This window comes from Polaromonas sp. P3_B1, assembly GCF_056402935.1.
The window spans coordinates 95,818-118,838 of sequence record NZ_JBFUGK010000009.1; the positions used below are offsets into that span (position 1 = coordinate 95,818).

The 23,021-nt window shown below is 65.5% G+C and carries 23 protein-coding genes; 18 read left to right on the forward strand and 5 right to left on the reverse strand.

What is annotated here, in order from left to right; genetic code table 11:
- Nucleotides 1-13: 13 nt before the first annotated feature.
- A complete protein-coding gene (coq7, locus tag AC1DXS_RS07535; protein ID WP_477736899.1) occupies nucleotides 14-643 on the forward strand; it encodes a 2-polyprenyl-3-methyl-6-methoxy-1,4-benzoquinone monooxygenase in 630 nt (209 codons plus the stop codon).
- A 27-nt stretch (nucleotides 644-670) separates the two neighbouring features.
- Here coq7 and AC1DXS_RS07540 read toward each other — a convergent pair whose 3' ends face one another.
- A complete protein-coding gene (locus AC1DXS_RS07540; protein WP_477736900.1) occupies nucleotides 671-1,129 on the reverse strand; it encodes an OsmC family protein in 459 nt (152 codons plus the stop codon).
- A gap of 288 nt (nucleotides 1,130-1,417) precedes the next feature.
- Between AC1DXS_RS07540 and ilvA the strand changes: the two genes are divergently transcribed.
- From ilvA to AC1DXS_RS07580, 8 genes are read left to right on the forward strand one after another with little or no spacing between them, the layout of a single operon-like run.
- Nucleotides 1,418-3,031, forward strand: a complete 1,614-nt coding sequence (gene ilvA, locus AC1DXS_RS07545) for a threonine ammonia-lyase, biosynthetic (RefSeq protein WP_477736901.1) — start codon at nucleotides 1,418-1,420, stop codon at nucleotides 3,029-3,031.
- 8 nt (nucleotides 3,032-3,039) lie between these two features.
- Nucleotides 3,040-3,303: a cysteine-rich CWC family protein gene (locus tag AC1DXS_RS07550; RefSeq protein ID WP_477736902.1), complete on the forward strand. Its 264-nt coding sequence runs from the start codon at nucleotides 3,040-3,042 to the stop codon at nucleotides 3,301-3,303.
- Nucleotides 3,260-4,321, forward strand: a complete 1,062-nt coding sequence (gene cobT / locus AC1DXS_RS07555) for a nicotinate-nucleotide--dimethylbenzimidazole phosphoribosyltransferase (RefSeq protein ID WP_477736903.1) — start codon at nucleotides 3,260-3,262, stop codon at nucleotides 4,319-4,321. The genes AC1DXS_RS07550 and cobT overlap by 44 nt, the downstream gene beginning before the upstream one ends.
- A 19-nt stretch (nucleotides 4,322-4,340) precedes the next feature.
- Nucleotides 4,341-5,186: an adenosylcobinamide-GDP ribazoletransferase gene (locus tag AC1DXS_RS07560; RefSeq protein WP_477736904.1), complete on the forward strand. Its 846-nt coding sequence runs from the start codon at nucleotides 4,341-4,343 to the stop codon at nucleotides 5,184-5,186.
- A 19-nt stretch (nucleotides 5,187-5,205) separates the two neighbouring features.
- A complete protein-coding gene (locus AC1DXS_RS07565) occupies nucleotides 5,206-5,763 on the forward strand; it encodes a histidine phosphatase family protein (protein ID WP_477736905.1) in 558 nt (185 codons plus the stop codon).
- Between the two features lie 22 nt (nucleotides 5,764-5,785).
- A complete protein-coding gene (locus AC1DXS_RS07570) occupies nucleotides 5,786-6,754 on the forward strand; it encodes a 5'-nucleotidase (RefSeq protein ID WP_477736906.1) in 969 nt (322 codons plus the stop codon).
- A gap of 26 nt (nucleotides 6,755-6,780) precedes the next feature.
- Nucleotides 6,781-8,613 (forward strand): ABC transporter ATP-binding protein/permease, encoded by a 1,833-nt coding sequence (locus AC1DXS_RS07575; protein ID WP_477736907.1) that lies wholly within the window; start codon nucleotides 6,781-6,783, stop codon nucleotides 8,611-8,613.
- A complete protein-coding gene (locus tag AC1DXS_RS07580) occupies nucleotides 8,614-10,233 on the forward strand; it encodes an MFS transporter (RefSeq protein ID WP_477736908.1) in 1,620 nt (539 codons plus the stop codon).
- A gap of 131 nt (nucleotides 10,234-10,364) precedes the next feature.
- On the opposite strand, the gene queC is transcribed toward AC1DXS_RS07580, so the two are convergent.
- Nucleotides 10,365-11,087 (reverse strand): 7-cyano-7-deazaguanine synthase QueC, encoded by a 723-nt coding sequence (gene queC, locus AC1DXS_RS07585; protein WP_477736909.1) that lies wholly within the window; start codon nucleotides 11,085-11,087, stop codon nucleotides 10,365-10,367.
- Nucleotides 11,088-11,105: 18 nt separating this feature from the next.
- Entirely contained in the window at nucleotides 11,106-12,284 is a 1,179-nt protein-coding gene (locus AC1DXS_RS07590; RefSeq protein ID WP_477736910.1) for a fumarylacetoacetate hydrolase family protein, read from the reverse strand.
- Nucleotides 12,285-12,428: 144 nt separating this feature from the next.
- On the opposite strand from AC1DXS_RS07590, the gene AC1DXS_RS07595 reads away from it, so the two are divergent.
- The 5 genes from AC1DXS_RS07595 to AC1DXS_RS07615 all read left to right on the forward strand — a co-directional run bounded on the left by AC1DXS_RS07595 (nucleotide 12,429) and on the right by AC1DXS_RS07615 (nucleotide 17,070).
- Nucleotides 12,429-13,202 (forward strand): 2-keto-4-pentenoate hydratase, encoded by a 774-nt coding sequence (locus AC1DXS_RS07595; protein WP_477736911.1) that lies wholly within the window; start codon nucleotides 12,429-12,431, stop codon nucleotides 13,200-13,202.
- A gap of 104 nt (nucleotides 13,203-13,306) precedes the next feature.
- Nucleotides 13,307-14,110 (forward strand): isocitrate lyase/PEP mutase family protein, encoded by an 804-nt coding sequence (locus AC1DXS_RS07600; RefSeq protein ID WP_477736912.1) that lies wholly within the window; start codon nucleotides 13,307-13,309, stop codon nucleotides 14,108-14,110.
- Between the two features lie 159 nt (nucleotides 14,111-14,269).
- Nucleotides 14,270-14,722 carry a carboxymuconolactone decarboxylase family protein gene (locus AC1DXS_RS07605; RefSeq protein WP_477736913.1) on the forward strand — a complete coding sequence of 151 codons (453 nt, stop codon included), beginning with the start codon at nucleotides 14,270-14,272 and terminating at the stop codon, nucleotides 14,720-14,722.
- An 18-nt stretch (nucleotides 14,723-14,740) separates the two neighbouring features.
- Nucleotides 14,741-15,637 carry a sigma-70 family RNA polymerase sigma factor gene (locus AC1DXS_RS07610; protein ID WP_477736914.1) on the forward strand — a complete coding sequence of 299 codons (897 nt, stop codon included), beginning with the start codon at nucleotides 14,741-14,743 and terminating at the stop codon, nucleotides 15,635-15,637.
- Entirely contained in the window at nucleotides 15,634-17,070 is a 1,437-nt protein-coding gene (locus tag AC1DXS_RS07615; RefSeq protein ID WP_477736915.1) for an MFS transporter, read from the forward strand. Before AC1DXS_RS07610 ends, AC1DXS_RS07615 begins: the two co-directional genes overlap by 4 nt.
- Before the next feature lie 23 nt (nucleotides 17,071-17,093).
- Here AC1DXS_RS07615 and AC1DXS_RS07620 read toward each other — a convergent pair whose 3' ends face one another.
- Both AC1DXS_RS07620 and AC1DXS_RS07625 read right to left on the reverse strand, forming a co-directional pair.
- Nucleotides 17,094-17,498, reverse strand: a complete 405-nt coding sequence (locus AC1DXS_RS07620; RefSeq protein WP_477736916.1) for a DoxX family protein — start codon at nucleotides 17,496-17,498, stop codon at nucleotides 17,094-17,096.
- A gap of 49 nt (nucleotides 17,499-17,547) precedes the next feature.
- On the reverse strand, nucleotides 17,548-18,501 hold the full coding sequence (locus AC1DXS_RS07625) for a LysR family transcriptional regulator (RefSeq protein ID WP_477736917.1): 954 nt from the start codon (nucleotides 18,499-18,501) through the stop codon (nucleotides 17,548-17,550).
- A 190-nt stretch (nucleotides 18,502-18,691) separates the two neighbouring features.
- Between AC1DXS_RS07625 and AC1DXS_RS07630 the strand changes: the two genes are divergently transcribed.
- From AC1DXS_RS07630 to AC1DXS_RS07645, 4 genes are read left to right on the forward strand one after another with little or no spacing between them, the layout of a single operon-like run.
- The gene (locus AC1DXS_RS07630; RefSeq protein ID WP_477736918.1) at nucleotides 18,692-19,585 is read left to right on the forward strand and encodes an alpha/beta hydrolase; all 894 of its coding nucleotides are present in this window, start codon (nucleotides 18,692-18,694) and stop codon (nucleotides 19,583-19,585) included.
- 2 nt (nucleotides 19,586-19,587) lie between these two features.
- Nucleotides 19,588-20,532, forward strand: coding sequence for an ABC transporter permease (locus tag AC1DXS_RS07635; protein WP_477736919.1), 945 nt, complete (start codon nucleotides 19,588-19,590; stop codon nucleotides 20,530-20,532).
- Entirely contained in the window at nucleotides 20,529-21,350 is an 822-nt protein-coding gene (locus tag AC1DXS_RS07640; RefSeq protein WP_477660983.1) for an ABC transporter permease, read from the forward strand. The genes AC1DXS_RS07635 and AC1DXS_RS07640 overlap by 4 nt, the downstream gene beginning before the upstream one ends.
- The gene (locus AC1DXS_RS07645) at nucleotides 21,347-23,014 is read left to right on the forward strand and encodes an ABC transporter ATP-binding protein (protein ID WP_477736920.1); all 1,668 of its coding nucleotides are present in this window, start codon (nucleotides 21,347-21,349) and stop codon (nucleotides 23,012-23,014) included. Before AC1DXS_RS07640 ends, AC1DXS_RS07645 begins: the two co-directional genes overlap by 4 nt.
- The last annotated feature ends 7 nt before the right edge of the window (nucleotides 23,015-23,021 follow it).

Consider the following 23,021-nt stretch of genomic DNA (forward strand, 5'->3'; position numbering starts at 1 on the left):
CTAACATGAGGCCATGACCACCCCGCTCGACACCGCGCTGAATGCCGCCGACGGCGCACTGCGCACCCTTTTCGCCACCCCACGCGCCAGCCGCGCCTGCCCTACTGTGCCCGGTGAAAAAACCGAGCTGGCGTTGCAGGACAAGGCCTTGTCAGGCGCACTGATGCGAGTCAACCATGTAGGAGAGGTCTGCGCGCAGGCCCTGTATGCAGCCCAGGCGCTGGGCACGCGCGACCCGGAACTGCGCGAGCACTTCCTGCAAGCCAGCCGCGAGGAAGGCGACCACCTGGCCTGGACCAAGGCCCGGCTGGACGAACTGGGCGCGCGCCCTTCCCTTCTCAATCCTCTCTGGTACGCCGGCGCCTTCGGCCTGGGGCTGGTCGCGAGCCGGCTGGGTGACCGCCTGAGCCTGGGTTTTGTGGTTGAAACGGAGCGCCAGGTCGAAGCCCATCTGGCCGGCCACCTGGAGCGCTTGCCCCAGGGCGACCATGAATCGCGCGCCATCGTGGCGCAGATGAAAGACGACGAGGCCTTGCATGCGCGAGAGGCCGAACAGGCCGGCGCCCTGCAGTTGCCTGAGCCGGTCAAGGCGCTGATGCGCTCGGCGGCGCGCGTCATGACGACGACGGCGCATTACCTTTAACGCCGCAGGCCGGGTCTTATCCGGCTTTTAAACCTCCAGCACCTCGAAGCTGGTGGTGATGTCCGCGGTCTTTGCCAGCATGATGGTGGCCGAGCAGTACTTGTCGTGGCTCATGGCGACGGCGCGCTCCACCGCGCTGGCGGACAAGCCCTTGCCCGTCACGACGAAGTGCATGTGGATCCTGGTGAACACCTTGGGGTCCACGGGCGCCCTTTCGGCGCTCAGTTTGACGGAGCAACCGCGCACATCCTGCCGGCCGCGTTTGAGAATCAACACCACGTCGTAGGCCGTGCAACCGCCGGTGCCGGCCAGCACCGTCTCCATGGGCCGGGGCGCGAGGTTGGCGCCGCCGTTTTCAGGTTTGTCCGCATCGGGCGCGCCGTCCATCACCAGGGTATGGCCGCTACCGGTTTCTGCGAGGAAGCTCATGTTGGACCGTGACCCCGTATTTGCGCTGTTGCCCGTCCAGCTCACCGTGCATTCCATAAACTCCACTCCTTATGCATAAAATTTATAACTGAAACCGTGAAATATGTGGAGTTTGTGCCACAAGATATTGTGCAGCGCAACATCGCTCCGCTATACTGAAATCATCGCACCAATACAGATGGCCCTCGGGGCCCAAGGTATTTTGTGCACTGGTTGTCTCCTCCACCTCCTCTAAGGGTGGATTTACAGGCCCAGACCGCAAGGTCTGGGCCTTTTTTCTTGGGGACGCTGCTTCGGTGCCACGCGTTTTCTCGCCCCACTATGATGTCAGGCTGCGAGAAAAACATGCCCACCCCTAACAAATCCGCCACTTCCGCCCCCAAAACAGCCCCGTCGGCCAAGCCCGGCAAGCCACTCAGCCCCGCTGATTACCTGAAAAAAATTCTCACGGCGCGGGTCTACGACGTGGCTGTGGAATCCAATCTCGAGCCCGCCAAAAATCTCGGCCTGCGCCTGAAAAACACCGTACTGCTCAAGCGTGAAGACCAGCAACCGGTGTTCAGCTTCAAGCTGCGCGGCGCCTACAACAAGATGGCCCACCTGAGCCCGGCGCAGCTCAAGAAGGGCGTGATTTGCGCCTCGGCCGGCAACCATGCGCAGGGCGTGGCCCTCAGCGCGCAAAAGCTGGGCACGCGCGCCGTGATCGTCATGCCCACCACCACGCCGCAGCTCAAGGTCGACGCGGTCCGGGCCTGGGGTGGCGAGGTCGTGCTGCACGGCGACAGCTATTCGGACGCCTACGGCCACGCCGTGGTGCTCGAGAAAAAACACGGGCTGACTTTTGTCCACCCCTTCGACGATCCGGACGTCATCGCCGGCCAGGGCACGATCGCGATGGAAATCCTCATGCAGCTGCAAAGCCTGGGCTCCAGCCGCCTCGACGCCGTGTTCGTGGCCATCGGCGGCGGAGGGCTGATCTCCGGCGTGGCCAACTACATCAAGGCCGTGCGGCCCGAGATCAAGGTCATAGGCGTGCAGACCAACGACTCCGACGCCATGCTGCAATCGGTCGACGCGAAAAAACGCGTCACCCTGAGCGACGTCGGCCTCTTTGCCGACGGCACGGCCGTCAAGCTGGTGGGCGAGGAAACTTTCCGCATCAGCCGCGAGCTGGTCGATGAATTCATCACCGTCGACACCGACGCGGTCTGCGCTGCCATCAAGGATGTGTTTGTCGACACGCGCAGCATCGTCGAGCCCTCGGGCGCGATGGCGGTGGCCGCCGTCAAGCAGTACGTGGCCAAACACAAGACCAAGGGCGAGACCTACGCCGCGATTTTGTGCGGCGCCAACATGAACTTCGACCGCCTGCGCTTTGTCGCCGAGCGCGCCGAGGTCGGCGAAGAGCGCGAAGCCCTGTTCGCCGTGACGATTCCCGAAGAGCGCGGAAGCTTCCGCCGCTTTTGCGAAGTCATCGGCGAGCTGCCCGGCGGCCCGCGCAGCGTGACCGAGTTCAACTACCGCATCAACGACGACGCCAAGGCCCATGTCTTCGTCGGCCTGACCACCTCGGCCAAGGGCGAAAGCGCAAAGATCGCCGCGAATTTCTCGCGCCACGGCTTCAAGACCCTGGATCTCACGCACGACGAGCTCGCCAAGGAGCACATACGCCACATGGTGGGCGGGCACAGCGCGCTGTCCAAGGACGAACGCCTGCTGCGCTTCATCTTCCCCGAGCGGCCCGGCGCGCTGATGAAGTTTCTCTCCAGCATGCGGCCGGGCTGGAACATCAGCCTCTTTCACTACCGCAACCAGGGCGCCGACTACGGCCGCATCCTGGTGGGCCTGCAGGTGCCCAAGGCCGACAACAAAGCCTTCAAGGAGTTCCTCGACACTCTGGGCTATCCCCATGTCGAGGAAACCGCCAACCCGGTTTACCGGCTCTTCCTGCAAAGCTAGGCGCCGCCATGAACGCACAAGGCACACCACCGGCAAGGCCTGCCCAGGCCAACACCTCGGTGTGCCCGCGCTGCGGCGCCGGCCTGCGCTGCGGCATGGTGGCGGGAGACGCAGAATGCTGGTGCGTCAAGCTGCCGCACATCATGCCCGTGCCCTCAGAACGAATCCCTCAACCGGAGGGTAGCGCGCCGTCGTGCTTCTGCCCTGCCTGCCTCAAGCAAATCACCGATGAACGCGCCCGACTTTCCCACTCTGCTTCTTCCCGCGATTGAACCCACTGCCGACGCCTCGCTAGAGGCCAGGCTGCGGCACAAGATTGCCCACAAGACCAAGCCGCTGGGCGCATTGGGCCGCCTTGAGGACTTGGCGCTGCAGCTGGGCCTTATCCAGCGCAGCGACACCATCGCGCTGCGCGAGCCGCAGATGGTGGTGTTCGCGGCCGACCACGGCATCGCCGCCGAAGGCGTTTCCGCCTATCCGCAGGCCGTCACCGTGCAGATGGTCGGCAATATGCTGGCCGGCGGCGCCGCCATCAATGTCTTTGCGCGCCAGCACGGTTTTGCCCTGCGGGTGGTGGACGCCGGCGTCGCGGCCGAACTCGCGCCGCACCCACAGCTGCTGCCGCGCAAGATCGCGCACGGCACGCGCAACAGCCGCCACGAACCCGCCATGACGGTAGCGCAGGCGCGCGCCGCCCTGCAGGCCGGCATGGACATCGTGGGCGAGCTGCCCGGCAATGTGGTTGCCTTCGGCGAGATGGGCATTGCCAACACCTCGGCCGCCGCCCTGCTGTTCGCGCGCATGGCGGGCGTCGGCATCCATGACGCCACGGGCCGCGGCACCGGGCTTGACGACGCCCAGCTCGCCCACAAACGCCAGGTGCTGGCGGATGTCCTGGCTTGCCACGCCGGCGCCACCGACCCTCTTGCCGCACTGGCCGCCCTGGGCGGCTTTGAAATCGCCATGATGGCCGGCGCCATGTTGCAAGCCGCGAGCGAGCGCCGCGTCGTGCTGGTCGACGGCTTCATCGCCGGCGCGGCCGCGCTGGTGGCCCGGTCCCTGGCGCCCGCCGCGCAGGACTACATGGTGTTTTGCCACCGCGGGGACGAGCACGGCCACCGCCTGCTGCTGGACCACCTGCAGGCCAGCCCGCTGCTGGACCTGGGCTTGCGCCTGGGCGAAGGTACGGGCGCGCTGCTGGCCTGGCCTCTGCTGCAGTCGGCCGCGAATTTCCTCAGGGAAATGGCCAGCTTCGAATCCGCCGGCGTGAGCGGCCGGGAAGACGCGTAGAAAACACAAGGGGCAGCACATGACCGCCATCGCCCAGTTTGTCCGCGAGTACCTGCTCGCCGTCCAGTTCTTCACGCGCATCCCCGTCACCGGGCGGCTGGCCGAATGGGTGGGCTACAGCCCCGAACTGCTGCGCGCCAGCGCGGGCCACTTCCCGGGTGTCGGCATCCTGGCCGGCGCCTTCGCCGCGGCCGCGTACGCCCTGATGCAGGCCATGCTGCCCGACACCAGCTTCACACCACTGGTGGCTGCGGCGCTGTCCACCGCCGCCACCGTGCTGCTGACCGGCGGCTTTCACGAAGACGGCCTGGCCGACACGGCCGACGGCCTGGGTGGYGGCCACGACCGGGAGCACGCGCTGCAGATCATGAAAGACTCGCGCATAGGGGCTTTCGGCGCCATGGCGCTGGTGCTGGCCCTGCTTGCCAAAATCTCCCTGCTGGCCATACTTGGTTCGGTCGAAGGCGCCCCCACCGGCTGGGAAGAAGCCCCCTTTGCGAGCTGGTACATCTGCGCCGCGCTGTGGACAGGCCATGTGGTTTCGCGCGGCCTGCCGCTGCTGCTGATTTACCTGCTGCCCCATGTGGGCGATACGGCCGCCTCCAAGTCCAAGCCGCTGGCTGACCAGATTGCGCCGGGTGCGCTGCTGGTCGGTTTTGCCTGGTGTTTTGTGGCGCTGGCGCTGGCCGCCCTGGCGCTCGACGCCTTGAACCTCATCGTCGCCTGCAGTTTTGCCGTCATTGCCCTGCTGTGGATGGGCCGGCTCTTCAAGCGCCGGCTGCAGGGTTTTACCGGCGACTGCCTGGGGGCCACCCAGCAGGTCTGCGAGATCGCTTTTTATTTCGGCTTGGCCATCAGCCTGTGACCCCTATCCGTAGCAAGCCATGAAACTCTGGCTGGCCCGGCACGCAAAGCCGCTGGTTGACGCCGGCATCTGCTACGGCAGGCACGATGCAGCGGCCGACGCGGCAGCCACCGCCGGATGCGCGCAAGCGCTGGCAAAGCTGCTGCCCGCCAGCACGCGCGTCGCCCACTCCCCTTTGCAGCGATGCGCGCAGCTTGCGCAAGCCTTGTCCGAACTGCGGCCCGACCTGGCCTTCACCAGCGACCCCAGGCTGCAGGAGATGAATTTCGGTGCCTGGGAAGGCCGGCGCTGGAACGACATCGCGCCCGCCGAACTGCAAGCCTGGACAGACGGCTTTGCCGACTACCCCGTGGGCGGCAGCGGTGAAAGCACCAGTCAGATCATGGCCCGCGTGGCTTCGGCCTTTGACGACCTGCAGGGCCAGCCCGACACGCTGTGGATCACCCACGCCGGTGTCATACGCGCTGCGGAACTGATTGCGCGCGGTGTGCGTCAGATCGTCAGGGCCGATGAGTGGCCTGTTGAAGCCCCCTCCTACGGGCAATGGTGCACACTCGAGTTACAAACCCCCTCCTGAAACCCAGACAAGGCACACAAAAATGGCAGCAACCCTGGATGGTCAGCTCGTGGTGGCGATTTCGTCGCGCGCGCTGTTTGATTTTGAGGAAGAAAACCAGGTCTTTGAAAGCGGCATGACAGCCGCGCCGCCGCCCGGTGTCAAAAAAGACGCGGCCTACATGAAGCTGCAGCTCGAACGCCTGGATGTGCCGGCCAAGCCCGGCGTGGCTTTCTCGCTGGTCAAAAAACTGCTGGCCTTCAACGACGCGCCCGAAAGTGCCGGCGAGGCCGCCAGCCCGGCGGCGCCCGCGCAGCGCGTGGAAGTTGTGATCCTCTCGCGCAACGACCCGGTCTCGGGCATGCGCGTGTTTCGCTCGGCCCAGCATTACGGCCTCAAGATTGAGCGCGGCACCTTCAACCGCGGCGAGGCGCCCTGGCGCTACCTCAAGCCGCTGCACGCCAACCTGTTTTTGTCGGCCCACCTGAGCGACGTGCGCGACGCGCTGGCCGCGGGCGTGCCGGCCGCGCAGGTCTACCCGCATTCGGTGCGCGCCAGCGACGCCCATCCCAACGAAGTGCGCATCGCCTTTGACGGCGACGCGGTGCTGTTCTCGGACGAAGCCGAGCGCGTGTTCCAGGCCCAGGGCCTGTCCGCCTTCCAGCAGCACGAGCGCGACAAGGCTTCCCAGCCGCTGCTGGCCGGCCCCTTCAAGCCCCTGCTTGAAGCGCTGCACCGGCTGCAGCAGGTCGGCACCTCACACATGCGCATACGCACCGCGCTGGTCACCGCGCGCAGTGCCCCGGCGCACGAGCGCGCCATCCGCACGCTGATGGAATGGAACATCGAGGTCGACGAGGCCATGTTCCTGGGCGGCCTGGCCAAGGGCGAGTTCCTGCGCGAATTCGAGCCCGACTTCTTCTTTGATGACCAGACCGGCCACGTGAATTCCGCCGCCCAGCATGTGCCCTCGGGCCATGTGGCCAGCGGTGTGTCCAACCAGATTTCCTGAATTTCGAACAACAAAGAACACCCGCCATGAACCAGACGCCCCCTTCCGGCCTGCTTGCCAAGTTCAGCGCTTTCAGACAATTCTGTGCAAGGGTCTGGGCGCTTTCAGCGCCCTACTTCCGGTCGGAAGAAAAATGGAAGGCGCGCGGCCTGCTGCTGGCCATCGTCTTGTTGAACCTCGGAGTGGTCTACATGGCCGTGCAGTTCAATGACTGGTACCGCGTGTTTTACGACGCGCTTCAGAACAAGGACCAACCCGTTTTCTGGCAGCAACTGGGGCGCTTTACCTACCTGGCCTTCGGCGCCATCATCATTGCGGTTTACAAGTTCTACCTCACGCAGCTGCTTGAAATGCGTTGGCGTTCCTGGATGACGCGGGACTACCTCAGCCGCTGGCTCTCCAACCGGGCTTTCTACAAAATGGAGCTGGCCCGGTATGCGTCCACCGGCAAGGACAAGGAGTCCGTCGCCAACACCAGTCCGGACAACCCCGACCAGCGGATCCAGGAGGACCTGAATCTCTATACGCACTACACCATCTCCCTCAGCATGGGCCTGCTCAATGCCGTGGTCACGCTGGTCAGTTTTGTCGGCATCCTCTGGACCCTGTCGGGTCCTTTTGCTTTCACGCTGGGCGGCGGCAGCTATGTCATCCCGGGCTATATGGTCTGGGCCGCGGTCGCCTATTGCCTGGTCGGCAGCGTGCTGACCCATTACATCGGCAAACCCCAGATCAAGCTCAGCTTTCTGCAACAACGTTATGAAGCCAATTTTCGCCATCACATGGTGCGTGTGCGCGAATACAGCGAAGCCATCGCGCTGGACCGTGGCGAAGCTGTGGAACGCGGCCAGCTTGACGGCCGGTTTTCCACCGTGCTCGCCAACTACCTGAACCTGATACGCGCGCAGAAGCGCTTGATCTGGTTCACCAGTTTTTTCGGCCAGGCCGCCGTCATCTTCCCTTTCTTCGTGGCAGCGCCGCGTTTTTTCAGCGGCGCCATCCAGCTTGGTGAATTGATCCAGATTTCCTCGGCCTTCGGCAAGGTCCAGGACTCGCTCAGCTGGTTTATCGACAACTACAGCAGCCCGCCGGGCACCCCGGGTTTTGCGGGCTGGATCGCCACCACCGACCGCCTGACCAGCTTTGAAGACAGCATGCTGGCGCAGACACAAGCCAACGCGGCATTGCTGACGACCCATTCGGCAGCACTCGATTCGCAGGACCTGAACCTTGCTCTGCCCACAGGCGCCGTCATTCTTGCAAAGACATCACTTCACGTCGGCGAGGGAGACCATGTTCTATTGAAAGGCTCCTCCGGCAGCGGCAAGTCCACGCTATTCCGCGCCTTCGCGGGCATCTGGCCTTTTGCCAGCGGCAGCATCGCACGGCCCGACGATGCGATGTTCATCCCGCAACATCCCTATTTCCCGAATGGTCCACTGCGGGACGCGTTGGCCTATCCGGAGCCCGCGGCCAGCTACAGCGACGAAGCCCTGAAGCAGGCGCTTGACGACGCTCTGCTGCCGCAACTCTCGAGCCGCCTTGATGAGGAAGATGCCTGGAGCCAGAAGCTCTCGGGCGGCGAACAGCAACGCCTGGCGATTGCTCGTGTGCTGTTGAAAAAGCCCCGCTGGATCTTTGCCGATGAGGCGACGAGCGCGCTGGACGACGTGGCCGAAAAGACGCTTTACGAAAAACTGCTCGCCCACGTCAGGTCGGTGAACGGGGGCATCGTGTCAATCGCGCACAGACCCACTGCCGCGGCCTTTCACAACAAGCTCTGGGAATTCGAAAAGCAGCCGGACGGATCGCCCGCGCTGTACCGCCTCCAGCAAAGTAACGTCCAGGAAGCCCGCTGAATGCCCGAAGAAGCCAGCCCGGCCCCAACGCCGCCCAGCGCCGCCGACCTCTCCGCCTGGGCGCCCATCAGGCGCCCGGTGTTCCGCATGCTGTGGAGTACCTGGCTGGTCGCCAATATCTGCATGTGGATGAACGACGTGGCGGCCGCCTGGATGATGACCTCCATGACCACCTCGCCGATCTGGGTGGCGCTGGTGCAGTCGGCCTCCACTTTGCCGGTGTTCTTGCTGGGCCTGCCCAGCGGCGCGCTGGCCGACATCCTGGACAGGCGGCGCTATTTCATCATGACGCAGTTCTGGGTGGCCGTGGTGGCCACGCTGCTTTCCATCACCGTGATCTCGGGCGTGATGACGCCGCCACTGCTGCTGGCCCTCACCTTCGCCAACGGCGTGGGCCTGGCGATGCGCTGGCCGGTGTTCGCGGCCATCGTGCCTGAACTCGTGCCGCGCGTGCAACTGCCCGCCGCGCTGGCGCTCAACGGCGTGTCCATGAACGCCTCGCGCATCGTCGGCCCGCTGGTGGCCGGCGCGCTGATCGCCGGCGCCGGCACCGAATACGTCTTTGTGCTCAACGCCGTGCTGTCGGTGATCTCGGGTTTTGTCATCATGCGCTGGCGGCGCGACCACGCGCCCAGCCCGCTGGGGCGCGAGCGCCTGGTCAGCGCCATGCGGGTGGGCCTGCAGTTCGTCAGCCAGTCGGCGCGCCTGCGCTCGGTGCTGCTGCGCATCGCCATCTTCTTTTTCCACTCCACCGCGCTGCTGGCGTTGCTGCCGCTGGTGGCCCGCGGCCTGCACGGTGGCGATGCCGGCACCTTCACCTTGCTGCTGGCCTCCATGGGAACGGGCGCCATCGTGGCCGCGCTCAACCTGCCGCGGCTGCGCCAGATGATGCCGCGCGACGTGCTGGTGATGCGCTCCACCATGCTGCAGTCAGTCTCCATGGCCGTCATGGCGTTTGCGCCCAACGCCTGGGTCGCGGTGCCGGCCATGGTGCTCAACGGCATGGCCTGGATCACCTGCGCCAATTCGCTCAGCGTATCGGCCCAACTGGCGCTGCCCGACTGGGTGCGCGCCCGCGGCATGTCCATGTACCAGATGGCCATCATGGGCGCCAGCGCCGCCGGCGCCGCGCTGTGGGGCCATGTGTCCACCCTGAGCAGCGTCTCCACCGGCCTGCTGGTCGCCGCCGCCAGCGGCACGGTGGTGATGCTGGTGGCGCAGCGCCTGGTGTCCGACCTCAGCATCGAGGAGGACATGACGCCCTCGCGCCAGTTCAAGGCGCCCGTGGCCGAAGAGCCGCCCGGCGTGGGCAATGTGGTGGTGACGATCGAATACCTGATAGACCCGGCGCGCGCCGACGACTTCCGCGCGCTGATGCAGGAAAGCCGCCGCAGCCGGTTGCGCCAGGGCGCGCTGGAATGGGAACTGCTGCGCGACGTGAACAAGCCGGGACGCTTTGTCGAGCAGATCGTCGACGAATCATGGACCGAGCACCTGCGCCGCTTCGACCGCGTCACCGCGAGCGATGTGGTGTTGCGGGAGCGCAAGCTGGCGTTTCACCTAGGCGATGAGCCGCCCGTGGTGACGCGCTGCGTGGTGGAGAGCCTCGTTCGGACCTAGGCGGGTGTTACTCCTTCCCCCTCTGGGGGAAGGTAGGGATGGGGGCTCTTTGATGTGGCAGAGGTGGTCATGGTTCGCACGCCGCAGGCCCCCATCCCCGCCTTCCCCCAGCGGGGGAAGGCGCAAGAAACTCAGGCTCCTGCCGAATACCGTTCGAACCCCCGTGCCCGCAATTCGCAGGCCGGGCAAGTCCCGCAGCCATAACCCCACACATGCCGGTGCACCCGGTCACCCAGGTAGCAGGTGTGGGTGTGCTCCACGATCAGCTTCACCAGCGCCTCGCCGCCTTGCGGCTGGCCTGACTTTTCTCCGATGTCGTGCGCCAGCCGCCAGGTGTCGGCCTTGTCTATCCACATCAGCGGGGTTTCGATCAGGAAACGCTTGTCCATGCCCAGCGACAGCGCCAGCTGCATGGCCTTGATGGTGTCGTCGCGGCAATCGGGGTAGCCCGAAAAATCGGTTTCGCAGACACCGGTGACCAGCACCTGCAGGTCGCGCCGGTAGGCCAACGCCGCCGCCAGCGTGAGGAACAGCAGGTTGCGCCCCGGCACAAAGGTGTTGGGCAGGCCCGAGCTTTCCATCTTGAAGGCCACGTCGCGGGTCAGCGAGGTGTCGCTGACCTGGCCCAGCACCGCCAGGTCCAGCAAATGGTCTTCACCGAGCTTGTGGGCCCACTGTGGAAACTGGTTCTTGATTTCGCGCAGTACATTGAGGCGCGCCTCCAGCTCCACCTTGTGGCGCTGGCCGTAATCGAAAGCCACGGTTTCGACGCGTTCGTATTTGGACAGCGCCAGGGCCAGGCAGGTGGTGGAATCCTGCCCGCCGGAGAACAACACGAGTGCGGAAGTGTGCATGGCAGTCGCCTCCTTGCCTTAAATCAGCTTTCGTTTCGCCAGGCTTTGCATCAGCGCCGAGATGCCAAAGGTCCACGGCGCGGCCTTGTCAGATGTGGTGACGCGGTTGACCAGGCTGCCGAGCTGCGGCGTGGCCACCGTCACCACGTCGCCCACCACATGGGTAAAGCCCTGGCCGGGACCGTGGCGGTCCTGCGTGGGCGCGAACATGGTGCCCAGGAAGAGCATGAAACCGTCGGGGTACTGGTGGTTGGCGCCTATGGCCTGGGCCACCAGGTCCAGCGGGTCGCGGCTGATCTTGCTCAGCGAGCTGCCGCCCTTCATCTCAAACCCCTCGGGGCCGGTCACCGTCATGTTCAGGTCGCTGCGGCGCACGTGCGCTATGTTGAACTTGTCGTCGAACAGGCGGATGAAGGGGCCGATGGCGCAGGAGGCGTTGTTGTCCTTGGCCTTGCCCAGCAGCAAGGCGCTGCGGCCTTCGAAGTCGCGCAGGTTGACGTCATTGCCCAGCGCGGCACCCACCGTCTCGCCGCGCGAATTGACGGCCAGCACGATCTCGGGCTCGGGGTTGTTCCAGTGGCTGTGCGGGTGTATGCCCACTTCGGCGCCCGTGCCCACCGCGCTCAGCGGCTGGCTCTTGGTGAAGATCTCGGCGTCGGGGCCTATGCCGACTTCCAGGTACTGCGACCACACGCCCTGGGCGATCAGCACTTCCTTGAGTTTGTCCGCCTCGGGCGACCCGGGCTTGATGCTGCTGAGGTTGTCGCCGATCACGCCGACCACGGCCTTGCGCACCGCCTCGGCCTTGCTGGCATCGCCGCGCGCCTGCTCTTCGATCACACGCTCCAGCATGGAGGCCACAAAAGTCACACCCGCCGCCTTGAGCGCCTGCAGGTCGCAGGGCGCCAGCAGCCAGGGCAATGCGGGCTTGCGCGCATCGACCGCGGAATTGACCAGCACCTCGGCCGTGCCCGCCAGGCGCGGCAGCGAGGGCGCGGCGGCGCGCACGGCCTTGGCCACACCGGGCAACTCCAGCAGCTGGCTGGCCGTGGCGGCCACGCTGGACAGGTCGAACACGGACTCGGGCGTGACCAGTGCCAGCACCGGCCCCATGCCCTCCACCCACACGCGCCCGACCAGCAGGGCGTCGGCGGCATCAACAGGCAGGGCGGAAGCAAGGCTCAGGGAGTTTTTCATGATGAGGAATGGGTTGCTGGATGAAACAGTGCGCCAAAAATCGGCTCAGGCCGCCAATACTACAGGGGTCGGGCCGCCGCCGGCGCCGCTACACTGAAATGCCCACTCGCCTTCGCAGGCAGCCCCACCTTCTTCCCGACACCCATGCCACTCACCCCCGAACAGATCACGCAAGCCGCCACGGAACTGGCCGCCCGGCGAAACAGCGCCAAGCCCGGCCCTCGCCTGCCCGAAAGCTGCCGCCCGCTGGAACTCGAAGACGCCTGGCAGGTGCAGTTGGCCGTCATGCGCAGCCTGGGCCAGGTAGTGGGCGGCTGGAAGGCCTCGCCACCCAGCCCTGGCAAACTGGTGGTGGCGCCGATTTACCAGCCTGCCATCAGCCGCGCCGCGGTGTGCAGCGTGGCGTTTCCAGCGGACAGGGACCTGGGCAGCGTCAAGGTCGAGCCGGAGCTGGCCTTTGTGCTGGCGAAGGATTTGCCCGCGCGCGAGCAGCCTTATACCGAGGCCGACATCGACGCGGCCGTGGGCAGCGTGCATGCCGCGCTCGAGATCTGCGCCAGCCGCTATGCCGATCCCACAGGTTTACCCTTTCCCGAGATGCTGGCCGACGGCCTGGTCAACAACGGCCTGTGGCTGGGGCCTGAGCTGGCAGCACCTGAAGCCGCGGCTTTTGAACTGCGCTGGCAGGCCGGCGACCAGCCCACCCAAAGCGCCGAGGCCAGGCACCCCAACGGCAACCCGCGCGCACCGCTCTACTGGCTCGCAAATTTCCTGCGCGAGCGCGGCCTGGGCCTGAAGGCCGGCCAGGCGGTCATCACCGGTTCTTATGCCGGCGTGCTCACGGTGCCGGCCGGCCAGCCCCTAAAATTTGACTACGCGGGGCTGGCCCGTTTTGAGCTGGAATTTCGCAGGGGCTAAACGCTTCCCCGCGAAGCACCGCGTATATAGGGCGAGAAATGGCCGGTGATGACGCCGCGCCTTGCTAAGCTGGCGGCTTACTCTTTTTCCAGAGGAGACAGTCCATGCAAGCCCTTCACCACCAGCAGTTCCTCAAACTCCACCAGGCCGGCAGCCTGCTGCTGTTGCCCAATGCCTGGGATGCCGCCAGTGCGAAGCTTTTTGAAGCCGCGGGCGCCAGCGCCGTCGCGACCAGCAGCGCCTCCCTGGCCTGGGCCTGCGGTTATGCCGACGGCGGCGCGCTGCCGCCTGAAGAACTGCTGCACGCCGTCGCCAACATCACGCGCGTGCTGAAAGTGCCGCTGACCGTGGACATGGAAGACGGCTACAGCGCCGACCCGGCCGAAGTGGGCCGGCTGGCCGCCGAACTCGCGGGCAAGGGCGCTGTGGGCATCAATCTCGAAGACGGCAGCGACGCGCCCGAGTTGCTGGCGGGCAAGATAGGCGCGATACGCGCCGCGCTCAAGGGCACACCGCTGTTCATCAATGCCCGCACCGACGTCTATCTGCGCCGGCTCAAGGTCCAGGGCAGCCCGGCCCAGGCCAGTGTTGAACGCCTCCAGCTCTACCGGGCGGCCGGTGCCGACGGTGCTTTTGTGCCCGGCCTGACGGCCCTGCCCGAGGTGCAGGAAATCAGCGCGGCCGTCAACATGCCGCTGAATGTGATGGCCATGCCCGGGCTGCCGGCGATTGCCGCGCTGCAGGCGGCGGGCGTTCGGCGCCTCAGCGTGGGGCCGGCCCCTTTTCAAGTGGCTTATGAACATGCCAAAACCAGTGTCGAAGCCTTGCTCAGGCAAGACCTGTCGCCACTGCTGGGTGCCAAGCTGGATTATTCGGCGATGAACGCCTTGCTGGCCGACGGCCACTGATTCCAGCCGCCACACCGCCGCCATCGCCTGAATCCGCCGGGGTTCAGGCGATTTTTCATTTATTTTTTCTCTTTTTTGGAGGCAGGCGTCACAAACGGCAAAGCTGGATCGTCAATACGGTGTGACACCCAGTTTTAGACTTTTTTAAAGGAAACCACCATGACTGCCACCACCGCTACCACCGCCAACACCGCCCCCGTCCGTATCGACCTCGCCATTCCCGAGGTCTTCCCCGCCCTGCTCAAGGTCAGCGAAACCATAGGCGCCCAGGGCCTGGATAAAAAGCTGCACCACCTGATCCACCTGCGCGCCTCACAAATCAACGGCTGCGCCTTCTGCGTGAAGATGCACCTGCGCGAAGCGCGTGAAGACGGCGAAACCCAGGACAGGCTGGACCGCCTCGTCGTCTGGGCCCATGTGAACGACTTCAGCGAAGCCGAGAAAGCCGCACTGGCCTGGACCGAAGCGCTGACTTTGCTCGACCACAAGACCGACTACGCCAGCCTGCGCGGCCGCCTGCGCCAGTCGTTCAGCGACAAGGAAATCGGCGCGCTGACGGCTACCATTGGCATGATCAACCTCTGGAACCGCATCCAGGTCTCGGCACACTGAGCGAAGCTAAGGCGCACCATGAGCACCATCGACCCGACCGCCGTGTTTGAAGAAAGGCGCAGGCATTTGTTCGGCCTGGCCTACCGCATCCTCGGTTCACGGGCCGATGCCGAAGACGCCGTGCAGGACGTGTTCATCAAATGGCTGGCGGCCGACCACGCAAGCATCGCGACGCCGGCCGCCTGGCTCACCACCCTCTGCACGCGGCATTGCATAGACATGCTGCGCGACGCCCAGCGCAGCCGGGTCGACTATGTCGGCACCTGGCTGCCCGAACCGATCCAGACCAGCACCGACGAAACGCCCGAAACGCATGCGCTGCTGGCCTCATCCCTGAGCATGGCTTTTTTGCTGCTGCTGGAGCGGCTCACGCCCAAGGAGCGCGCCGCCTACCTGCTCTACGAGATTTTTGACACGCCCTACCCGCAGATCGCCGAGATGCTGGACATGGAAGAGGCCGCCTGCCGCAAGCTGGTGTCGCGCGCCAGCGTCAACATCGCCCAGGGCAAGGTGCGGCACGTGACGCCGCCCCAGGTGCAGGACGGCCTGCTCAACGCCTTTCGCGAAGCCATCACTGCGGGCAGCACCGAGGCGCTCGCCAATCTGCTTTCGGACGACATCGCCGTCTGCGCCGACAGCGGCGGCAAGGTCAGCTCCATCGAAGGCGTTTTTCAGGGCAAGGGCAGCGTGCTCACCCTCATCAGCACCCAGCTGGCGCGCTACTGGGCCGCCTACGAATGGCTGCCCTGCGAGATCAACGGCGGCCACGCCATCCAGCTGCGCGCGAACAACGGCGAGATCGCCGCGGCCATCACCTTTGCCTACAACGAAGAAGGCAAGGCCACCAACATCTACATCATGCGCAACCCCGACAAGCTCGACGGCCTTGCTTTCGGGCCTGAAGCGCTGGCATGAGCCGCGCACCCACAGGCTGGGCGGCCCTGCTGACCGGCGTCAACGCCGTGCGCACGCTGGCGCTGGTGGGCGGCGTGGCCCTGCATGCCATCAACCTCTACATAGGCACGACCATCCTGCCGTCCGTGGTGCGCGACATCGGCGGCTTGGAGTACTACGCCTGGAACACCGCGCTCTTTGTGGTGGCCTCCATCATCAGCGCCGCGATGGCAACGCAGGTGCTGGGCAGGCTCGGGCCACGCTTTGCGTATGTGCTCGGCGCCGCGATCTTCGCCGCAGGCTCACTGGCCTGCGCGCTGGCGCCCTCCATGCCCGTCATGCTGGCCGGGCGCGTGGTGCAGGGCTTTGGCGGCGGCCTGCTGCTGGCCCTGCCCTACGCCATGATTCGCCTGCTGTATGAGGAAGCCCTGTGGTCCCGGGCCATAGGCCTGCTGTCGGGCATGTGGGGTGTGGCCACCCTGGTCGGGCCGGCCATAGGCGGCGTGTTTGCCCAGATGGACGCCTGGCGCATGGCCTTCGGCGCGCTGATTCCCGCGGCGGCGCTGTTCACGGTGCTGGCTGTTTGCGTGATCCCGCGGCACAACACTGTGCAGAGTCAACCCTCGCAAGTGGCCTGGACGCAGCTCTTCTTGCTGGCCGGTGCGGTGTTTGCAGTTTCCGCCGGCAGCGTCAGCACCCAGGCCGCCTGGAATGCCGCCGGCGTGGGCGCGGCCGTTGCGCTCAGCGCCCTGCTCGTCAGCATCGACAAGCGCGCCACCAACCGCTTGCTGCCCCGGGATGCGTTTCGCCCCGGCCCCATGGGTGCGCTCTACCTGGCAATGGGCCTGCTGGGAATGACGGTCACATCCACCGAGATTTTTTCGCCGCTGTTTTTCCAGGTCCTGCATGCGCAGACGCCGCTGGCATCGGGTTACCTGGCCGCCATCATGTCGGCGGGCTGGACCCTGGGCTCGCTCATCAGTTCCAGCGCCAACGGCGGCCGGGCCAGGCTGGCGATCCGCCTCGCACCGGTGCTGGCACTCGCCGGCCTGGTGGGCATGGCAGTGCTGATGCCCTCGCCCAGCAGCGGCAACTGGCAGGTGCTGGCCCCCCTTTGCATCGCCATGATGGCCGTGGGCTTTGCCGTCGGCATTGCCTGGCCACACCTGAGCACCCGCGTGCTGCAGGTCGCGCCGCAGGGCGAGGAAGACCTGGCGGCCTCGTCCATCATGACGGTGGAGCTGTTTGCCACGGCCATGGGCGCAGCCCTGGCAGGCATGGCCGCCAACCTGGGCGGACTGAGCAGCCCGGTCGGCGTGCCTGGAACGGCTGGCGCGGCTCAGTGGCTGTTCGCCGTGTTCACCATAGCGCCCGCACTGTGCATGCTGACCTCGCGGCAAACGGCGACCCCAGACTCGCCAGCGACCAGGCAGACAGCCGACAGTGCCGCATAGGACGTACCGGCTACGTTGAGGTATTACTTCCGCGAACGGAGCGCGTCCACGCTCCATGCGCCACCGCCGGCAGCGGCAAAGAACAGGAAGACAAAGCAGAACAGCACAGCCGACTCGCCGCCGTTGAGCATGGGCGAGAGCACAAAACCCTTGGAGGCATGGCCGATGAAATAGGCAAATGCCAGCAGGCCCGACAACACAAAAGCAACGGGCCGCGTGAACAGGCCGATCAGCAGCAGCGCACCGCCAAAGAGTTCAAGAATGCCGGCAAAGCCGATCAGCGACAACACCTGCAAGCCGTCGAAGTAAGCCACGTGGGGAAAGCCCAGCAGCTTGGCAGTGCCGTGCTGAATAAGCAAATAAGCGGAAACAATGCGAAGCACCGACAGTGCGCGTGAAGTCAATTGGTCGTTCTGGGCAAAAGCCATGAGGGTCCCTCCGTTAAAAGGGTGTCTGACCGGCGCGCCCTGAAAAAGTTCAGCGCGGCTTTGCGGGAATTTTCTGCCGGCGCCGGGGTGTCGCCGAAGAAGGCGTTGAAGCCGTCGCCGTGCTTTTCTCAGCCAGCAGCCGCACCAGTTGCCGCCGGATCAGCGCAGTGATGTGCTCGCGCTTGCCCTGCTCCAGCATGCCGATCAGCCGCGTCGGGGGCCGGCCCGGCAGCGGCAGCACGCGCAGCAGCGCGTCATTGGCCCAGTCGGCGTTCTTGACATGCGGCACGATGGTGACGCCCACGTTTTGGCGCACCAGTTCGATGATGGCCGACAGCGAGCTGAGTTCCAGGAAGTCCTGCGGGGCCAGGCCCAGCTTGCGCAAGGTCTGTTCTATGCGTATGCCGCTGGGGGTGCGCCTGTCAAAGCGCAAAAAAGGCTGTTCGCGCAGCAGCTTCCTGAAGTCGCTGCCCGGCGGCGCGACCTGCGAACTCGCGACCACCGTCAGCGGCTCGGTGTACAGCGGCGTCCAGCGCATGCCCTTGCGCTCCAGCGGCGAGTCGTCGACAAAGATGGCGGCGTCGAGTTCGCCGCTTTGCACGCTGCGCGCCAGGCCGCTGGATTCCTGCATGACCAGGCGCACGTTGAGGCGCGGGTACAGCGGTTTCATGCGCACAACGGTGTTCGAGAGCAGCCCCATGGCCGTGACGATGGAGCCCACCGTCACCGTGCCGGCGATCTCGCCCTCGCCCTCCAGGCCCTCGCGCATCTCGTCGTAGTAGCCGATGATTTTTTCGGCATGCGCAACCAGCGCGCGGCCGGCGTCGGAGAGCACCACGCCGCGCCCGGAACGCTCGAACAGCACAGTCTTGAGCTCGGTCTCCAGCGCGCGCATCTGCACCCCGACCGCCGCCTGCGTGAGCGCGACCCGGTCGGCCGCCGCGGCGAAGGAGCCGCCGTGCGCCACGACCAGAAAGGTCCTCAGGAAACGTATGGTGCTCACGTGGAATGGGCTTCAATACAAAAGAATAACTTTAGCATCTCAAAACATAATATAGATATATTTTTTAAACTGGATGGAGAACAATCCGCCTTAACAGGCTTGTGTGACGGACCGATGTCTTGCCCACCCACGCTTGCAGCGCGGCCTGCAACAGGCCGCTTTCGAGTCTTGTTTGTGGGTGATGATGTGTATGCCTGAAGTGCTCCCAGCGAATGCCGCAACGGCTTCAACCCTGTCTTTCGGTGAAAAACGGGCGGCGGCGATTTACGACCTGGGCCACAGCACGATTTTTGCATCGCGCACCGACCCGCGCTTTTCCTATTGCACTTACGCCCCGCCGCACCTGCACGAGGCCAAACAGCCCATGCAGCTGGTGGTGGTGGTGCACGGCACGGGCCGCGCCTTCACCGAATACCGCGACGCCTTTGCCGCCTTCGCGAAGTGGAACGACTGCATCGTGCTGTGCCCGCTGTTTCCGGCTGGCCCGCAGGGCGACGGCAACCGCGACGGCTTCAAACACCTGCGCGAGGCCGACATCCGCTACGACCAGGTCCTGCTGAGCATGGTCGACGAGGTGGCGGTCAAGTTCGGCTGCGATTTCTCCAAATTCGCGCTCTTCGGTTATTCCGGCGGCGGCCAGTTCGTCAACCGCTTCGGCCTGCTGCATCCCGAACGCCTCTGGGCTCTCTCCATAGGCGCGCCGGGCTCGGTCACGCTGATCGACCCTGACCAGGATTGGTGGGTCGGCGTGCGCGACTTTGAAAAGCGCTTCGGCAAAGCCCTGAACCTGGCCGCGCTCAAGGCACTGCCGGTGCACATGGTGGTCGGCAAGGCCGACATGGAGACCTGGGAGATCACCCACCGCGAAGGCGGCAAATTCTTCATGGCCGGCGCCAACGACGCAGGGCGTACACGCCCCGAACGGCTGGAGACTTTGCGCCAGTCCTTCGCGAAGGCCGGTGTGAACGTCACCCTGGACCTGGTCGACAACGTACCTCACAACGGCCTTGCCTGCGTAGACACGGTGCAGGACTTCTTCGCGGGCGTGCTCAGCAACATGCGCAGCAAGGCGCCCAAGGCCTGACCATGCTACGTTTCGCGCTGGCCCGCCTGGTGATGGCGATACCGACCCTGCTGATCGTGGCGATCGCGGTGTTTGTGCTGATACGGCTGATTCCCGGCGACCCGGCCCAGCTGCTGCTCGGCGACCTTGCCGACCCGGTGCGCCTGGCCGACCTGCGCGCCCAGCTCGGCCTGGACAAAAGCTGGCCGGTGCAGTTCGGCATCTGGGGCCGCCATGTGCTGGGCGGCGACCTGGGCGTATCCATCACCACCGGCGAGCCCGTGCTGCAGCTGGTGCTGAGCCGCTTTGCGGTCAGCGCGCAAATCGTGCTGGTCGCGGTGTTCTTCGCCACCCTGGTCGCGGTGCCGGCCGGCATGATCGCCGCCTGGAAACAAAACCGCCTGCCCGACCTGATGCTGGTCGGCGCGGCGACGCTGCTGGTGTCCATCCCCACTTTCTGGCTGGGCCTGTTGCTGCTGCTGTTTTTCGGCCTCAAGCTCGAATGGCTGCCGGTGGTCGGTTATGTCTCGGTCATGAACGACTGGAAGTCCGGCCTGCTTTACCTCTTGATGCCCATCCTCACGCTGTTCCTGCATGAAATCGGCGTGCTGATCCGCATGGCCAGGGCCAGCACGCTGGAGGTGCTGCGGCTGGACTACATCACCCATGCGCGCGCCAAGGGCCTGTCCGAGCGCGCCGTGCTGGTGCACCACGCCTTTCGCAACTCCTTCGGCCCGACCTGGACCCTGATAGGCCTGGTGCTGGGCAACCTGCTGGGCGGCGTGGCCGTGGTCGAGACCGTGTTCACGATTCCCGGCCTGGGCCGCCTGCTGGTCGATGCCATCTTCGCGCGCGACTACCCGGTGATCCAGGGCTGCCTGCTGCTGGTGGCCGTGATCTATGTGGTCACCAACCTGGTAATTGACCTCTGCTATCCGATCTTCGACCCCAGGGTGCTCGCGGAATGAAAAAGTTTCTCACCCCGCAGGCCCTGATCGGTTTGCTGATCATCGGCCTCATCCTCGCGGCGGCCGTCCTGGCCTTCTTCTGGACGCCGCACGAGCCGCTGAAGATCAACTTCATGGCGCGCCTGAAACCGCCCAGCGGTACTTACTGGCTGGGCACCGACGAGTTCGGCCGCGACGAACTCTCGCGCCTGATGGCCGGCGCCTCCAACAGCATGTGGATCAGCTTCCTCACGGTGCTGTTTTCCATCACCGTGGGCACGGCCATCGGCGTTTTGACCGGCTTTGTACGCGGCTGGACCGACCGCATCATCATGGCCTTCATCAACGCCCTGCTGGCTTTCCCCGGCCTGCTGCTGGCGCTGGCGCTGCTGGCGGTGTTCGGCGCCAACAAGTACGGCATCATCCTGGCGCTGGGCCTGGCCTACACGCCCTCCGTCACGCGCATCGTGCGCGGCACGGTGATGTCGCTGCGCGAAAAGGAGTTCATCGAATCCTCGCGCGTGCTCGGCAACTCGGAGCTCTACACCATGTTCCGCCACGTGCTGCCCAACTGCGTGGCGCCGCTCACGGTGCTGGCCACCTCGATGTTCGGCTGGGTCATCCTCGCGGAAAGCGCGCTGTCCTTCCTGGGCCTGGGCGTGCCGCCGCCGGCGCCCACCTGGGGCAATATGCTGGCCGCGGCCCGGCCCTTCATGGCGCAGGCAACTTACCTTTCCATCTTCCCGGGCCTGTGCATCGCACTCACGCTGCTGGGCATCAACTTCCTGGGCGACGCGGTGCGCGACCTGCTGGACCCACGCATGAGGGGCATCGAATGACGCAGCTGGTGGGTGTCTCCGGCCTGAGCTTGTCCGTGGGCAAGGGCGGCCGCGAAATCGTGCGCAATGTGTCGTTTACCGTCGCGCCCGGCGAAATCGTCGGCATCGTCGGCGAATCGGGCAGCGGCAAAACCCAGGCGGCGCGCGCCATCATGGGCCTGACGCCGCCGCCCCTGGTGCGCAGCGCGGGCCGTATTTTGTTTGAAGGCGAGGACATGGCGGCGGCGGGCGACGCGCGTTTGCGCAAGCTGCGCGGCGCGCGCATAGGCATGGTGTTCCAGGAACCCATGACCTCGCTCAACCCCTCCATGACCATAGGCCGGCAGCTCGACGAAGGCCTGGCCCTGCACCGGCCCGAGCTTTCGCCGGCCGCGCGCCGCGACAAAGCCCTGGCCATGCTCGCACGCGTCGGCATCAGCGACCCGCAGGCCGCACTCAGCGCCTGGCCGCATGAGTTTTCGGGCGGCATGCGCCAGCGCATGATGCTGGCTTCGGTCATGCTGCTGGAGCCCGCGCTGCTGATCGCCGACGAGCCCACCACGGCCCTGGATGCGCTGGTGCAACGCGACGTGCTGGAACTCATGGTCGGGCTCACGCGCGAACACAACACCGCCGTGCTGCTGATCAGCCACGACCTGCCCATGGTCGCGCGCTACACCCAGCGCATGATCGTCATGCAGCAGGGCGAGGTCGTCGAAGCCGGCGAGACGGCCGCCATGCTGGCCGGCCCGCGGCAGGACTACACACGCAAGCTGCTCGAAGCCATTCCGCGCCGGCAGGCCGCGCGCACGATTGCCGACGAACAGCCCGTGATCGAGGTGCGCAATCTTGTCGTCGACTACCCCGGCAAGCGCCGGCTGTTCGTCAGGTCCGCCGCCAAGCGCGTGCTGCACGGCCTAGACCTGGTGGTGCGTCCGCGCGAGATTGTCGCGGTGGTGGGCGGCTCGGGCTCGGGCAAGACCACGCTGGGCCGCGCGATTGCCGGCCTGCTTAAGCCCGCCGAGGGTGACATTCGCTTCCGCGGCCGCGCCATCACCCGCCGCGACGCGGATTGGCTGGACTACCGGCTCAACTGCCAGATGGTGTTCCAGGACCCGTATTCCTCGCTGAACCCGCGCATGAGCATAGGCCAGCTGGTAGGCGAAGGCCTGCGGCTGGTGCCCGGCCTGTCTTCAGCCGAGAAGCAGGCACGCGTCGCCAAGATGCTCGATGAAGTCGGCTTGCAGCCGCAGCATGCGGCGCGTTATGCGCATGAGCTCTCGGGCGGCCAGCGCCAGCGTGTGGCGATTGCCCGCGCGCTGATACGCGAGCCGGCCTTTGTGATTGCCGATGAGCCGGTATCGGCGCTCGACGTCACGGTTCGCGCCCAGGTGCTGGCCTTGCTGGCCGAACTGCAGGAGCGCCACGGCTTTGCCTGCCTGTTTATCAGCCACGACCTCGGCGTGGTCGAGCAGGTGGCCGACCGCGTGGTCGTGATGCAAGCCGGCCGCATCATCGAGCAAGGCAGCCGCGACGAGGTCTTCGACCATCCGCAGCATGCCTACACACGCAAACTGCTTTCCGCGATTCCCGCACTGACGCCCACCGGCCAGGGCGGCATGCAGCTCAAGTGGCGTTTTGACGATGCCGACGCGCCCGCGGCCATGAACCCCATTCCTGCCTGATTTTTAA

Coding starts and splice junctions, on each gene's coding strand:
- coq7 (WP_477736899.1), top strand. CDS start 14: ATGACCACCCCGCTCGACACCGCGCTGAATGCCGCCGACGGCGCACTG.
- AC1DXS_RS07540 (WP_477736900.1), bottom strand. CDS start 1,129: ATGGAATGCACGGTGAGCTGGACGGGCAACAGCGCAAATACGGGGTCA.
- ilvA (WP_477736901.1), top strand. CDS start 1,418: ATGCCCACCCCTAACAAATCCGCCACTTCCGCCCCCAAAACAGCCCCG.
- AC1DXS_RS07550 (WP_477736902.1), top strand. CDS start 3,040: ATGAACGCACAAGGCACACCACCGGCAAGGCCTGCCCAGGCCAACACC.
- cobT (WP_477736903.1), top strand. CDS start 3,260: ATGAACGCGCCCGACTTTCCCACTCTGCTTCTTCCCGCGATTGAACCC.
- AC1DXS_RS07565 (WP_477736905.1), top strand. CDS start 5,206: ATGAAACTCTGGCTGGCCCGGCACGCAAAGCCGCTGGTTGACGCCGGC.
- AC1DXS_RS07570 (WP_477736906.1), top strand. CDS start 5,786: ATGGCAGCAACCCTGGATGGTCAGCTCGTGGTGGCGATTTCGTCGCGC.
- AC1DXS_RS07575 (WP_477736907.1), top strand. CDS start 6,781: ATGAACCAGACGCCCCCTTCCGGCCTGCTTGCCAAGTTCAGCGCTTTC.
- AC1DXS_RS07580 (WP_477736908.1), top strand. CDS start 8,614: ATGCCCGAAGAAGCCAGCCCGGCCCCAACGCCGCCCAGCGCCGCCGAC.
- queC (WP_477736909.1), bottom strand. CDS start 11,087: ATGCACACTTCCGCACTCGTGTTGTTCTCCGGCGGGCAGGATTCCACC.
- AC1DXS_RS07590 (WP_477736910.1), bottom strand. CDS start 12,284: ATGAAAAACTCCCTGAGCCTTGCTTCCGCCCTGCCTGTTGATGCCGCC.
- AC1DXS_RS07595 (WP_477736911.1), top strand. CDS start 12,429: ATGCCACTCACCCCCGAACAGATCACGCAAGCCGCCACGGAACTGGCC.
- AC1DXS_RS07600 (WP_477736912.1), top strand. CDS start 13,307: ATGCAAGCCCTTCACCACCAGCAGTTCCTCAAACTCCACCAGGCCGGC.
- AC1DXS_RS07605 (WP_477736913.1), top strand. CDS start 14,270: ATGACTGCCACCACCGCTACCACCGCCAACACCGCCCCCGTCCGTATC.
- AC1DXS_RS07610 (WP_477736914.1), top strand. CDS start 14,741: ATGAGCACCATCGACCCGACCGCCGTGTTTGAAGAAAGGCGCAGGCAT.
- AC1DXS_RS07615 (WP_477736915.1), top strand. CDS start 15,634: ATGAGCCGCGCACCCACAGGCTGGGCGGCCCTGCTGACCGGCGTCAAC.
- AC1DXS_RS07620 (WP_477736916.1), bottom strand. CDS start 17,498: ATGGCTTTTGCCCAGAACGACCAATTGACTTCACGCGCACTGTCGGTG.
- AC1DXS_RS07630 (WP_477736918.1), top strand. CDS start 18,692: ATGCCTGAAGTGCTCCCAGCGAATGCCGCAACGGCTTCAACCCTGTCT.
- AC1DXS_RS07635 (WP_477736919.1), top strand. CDS start 19,588: ATGCTACGTTTCGCGCTGGCCCGCCTGGTGATGGCGATACCGACCCTG.
- AC1DXS_RS07640 (WP_477660983.1), top strand. CDS start 20,529: ATGAAAAAGTTTCTCACCCCGCAGGCCCTGATCGGTTTGCTGATCATC.
- AC1DXS_RS07645 (WP_477736920.1), top strand. CDS start 21,347: ATGACGCAGCTGGTGGGTGTCTCCGGCCTGAGCTTGTCCGTGGGCAAG.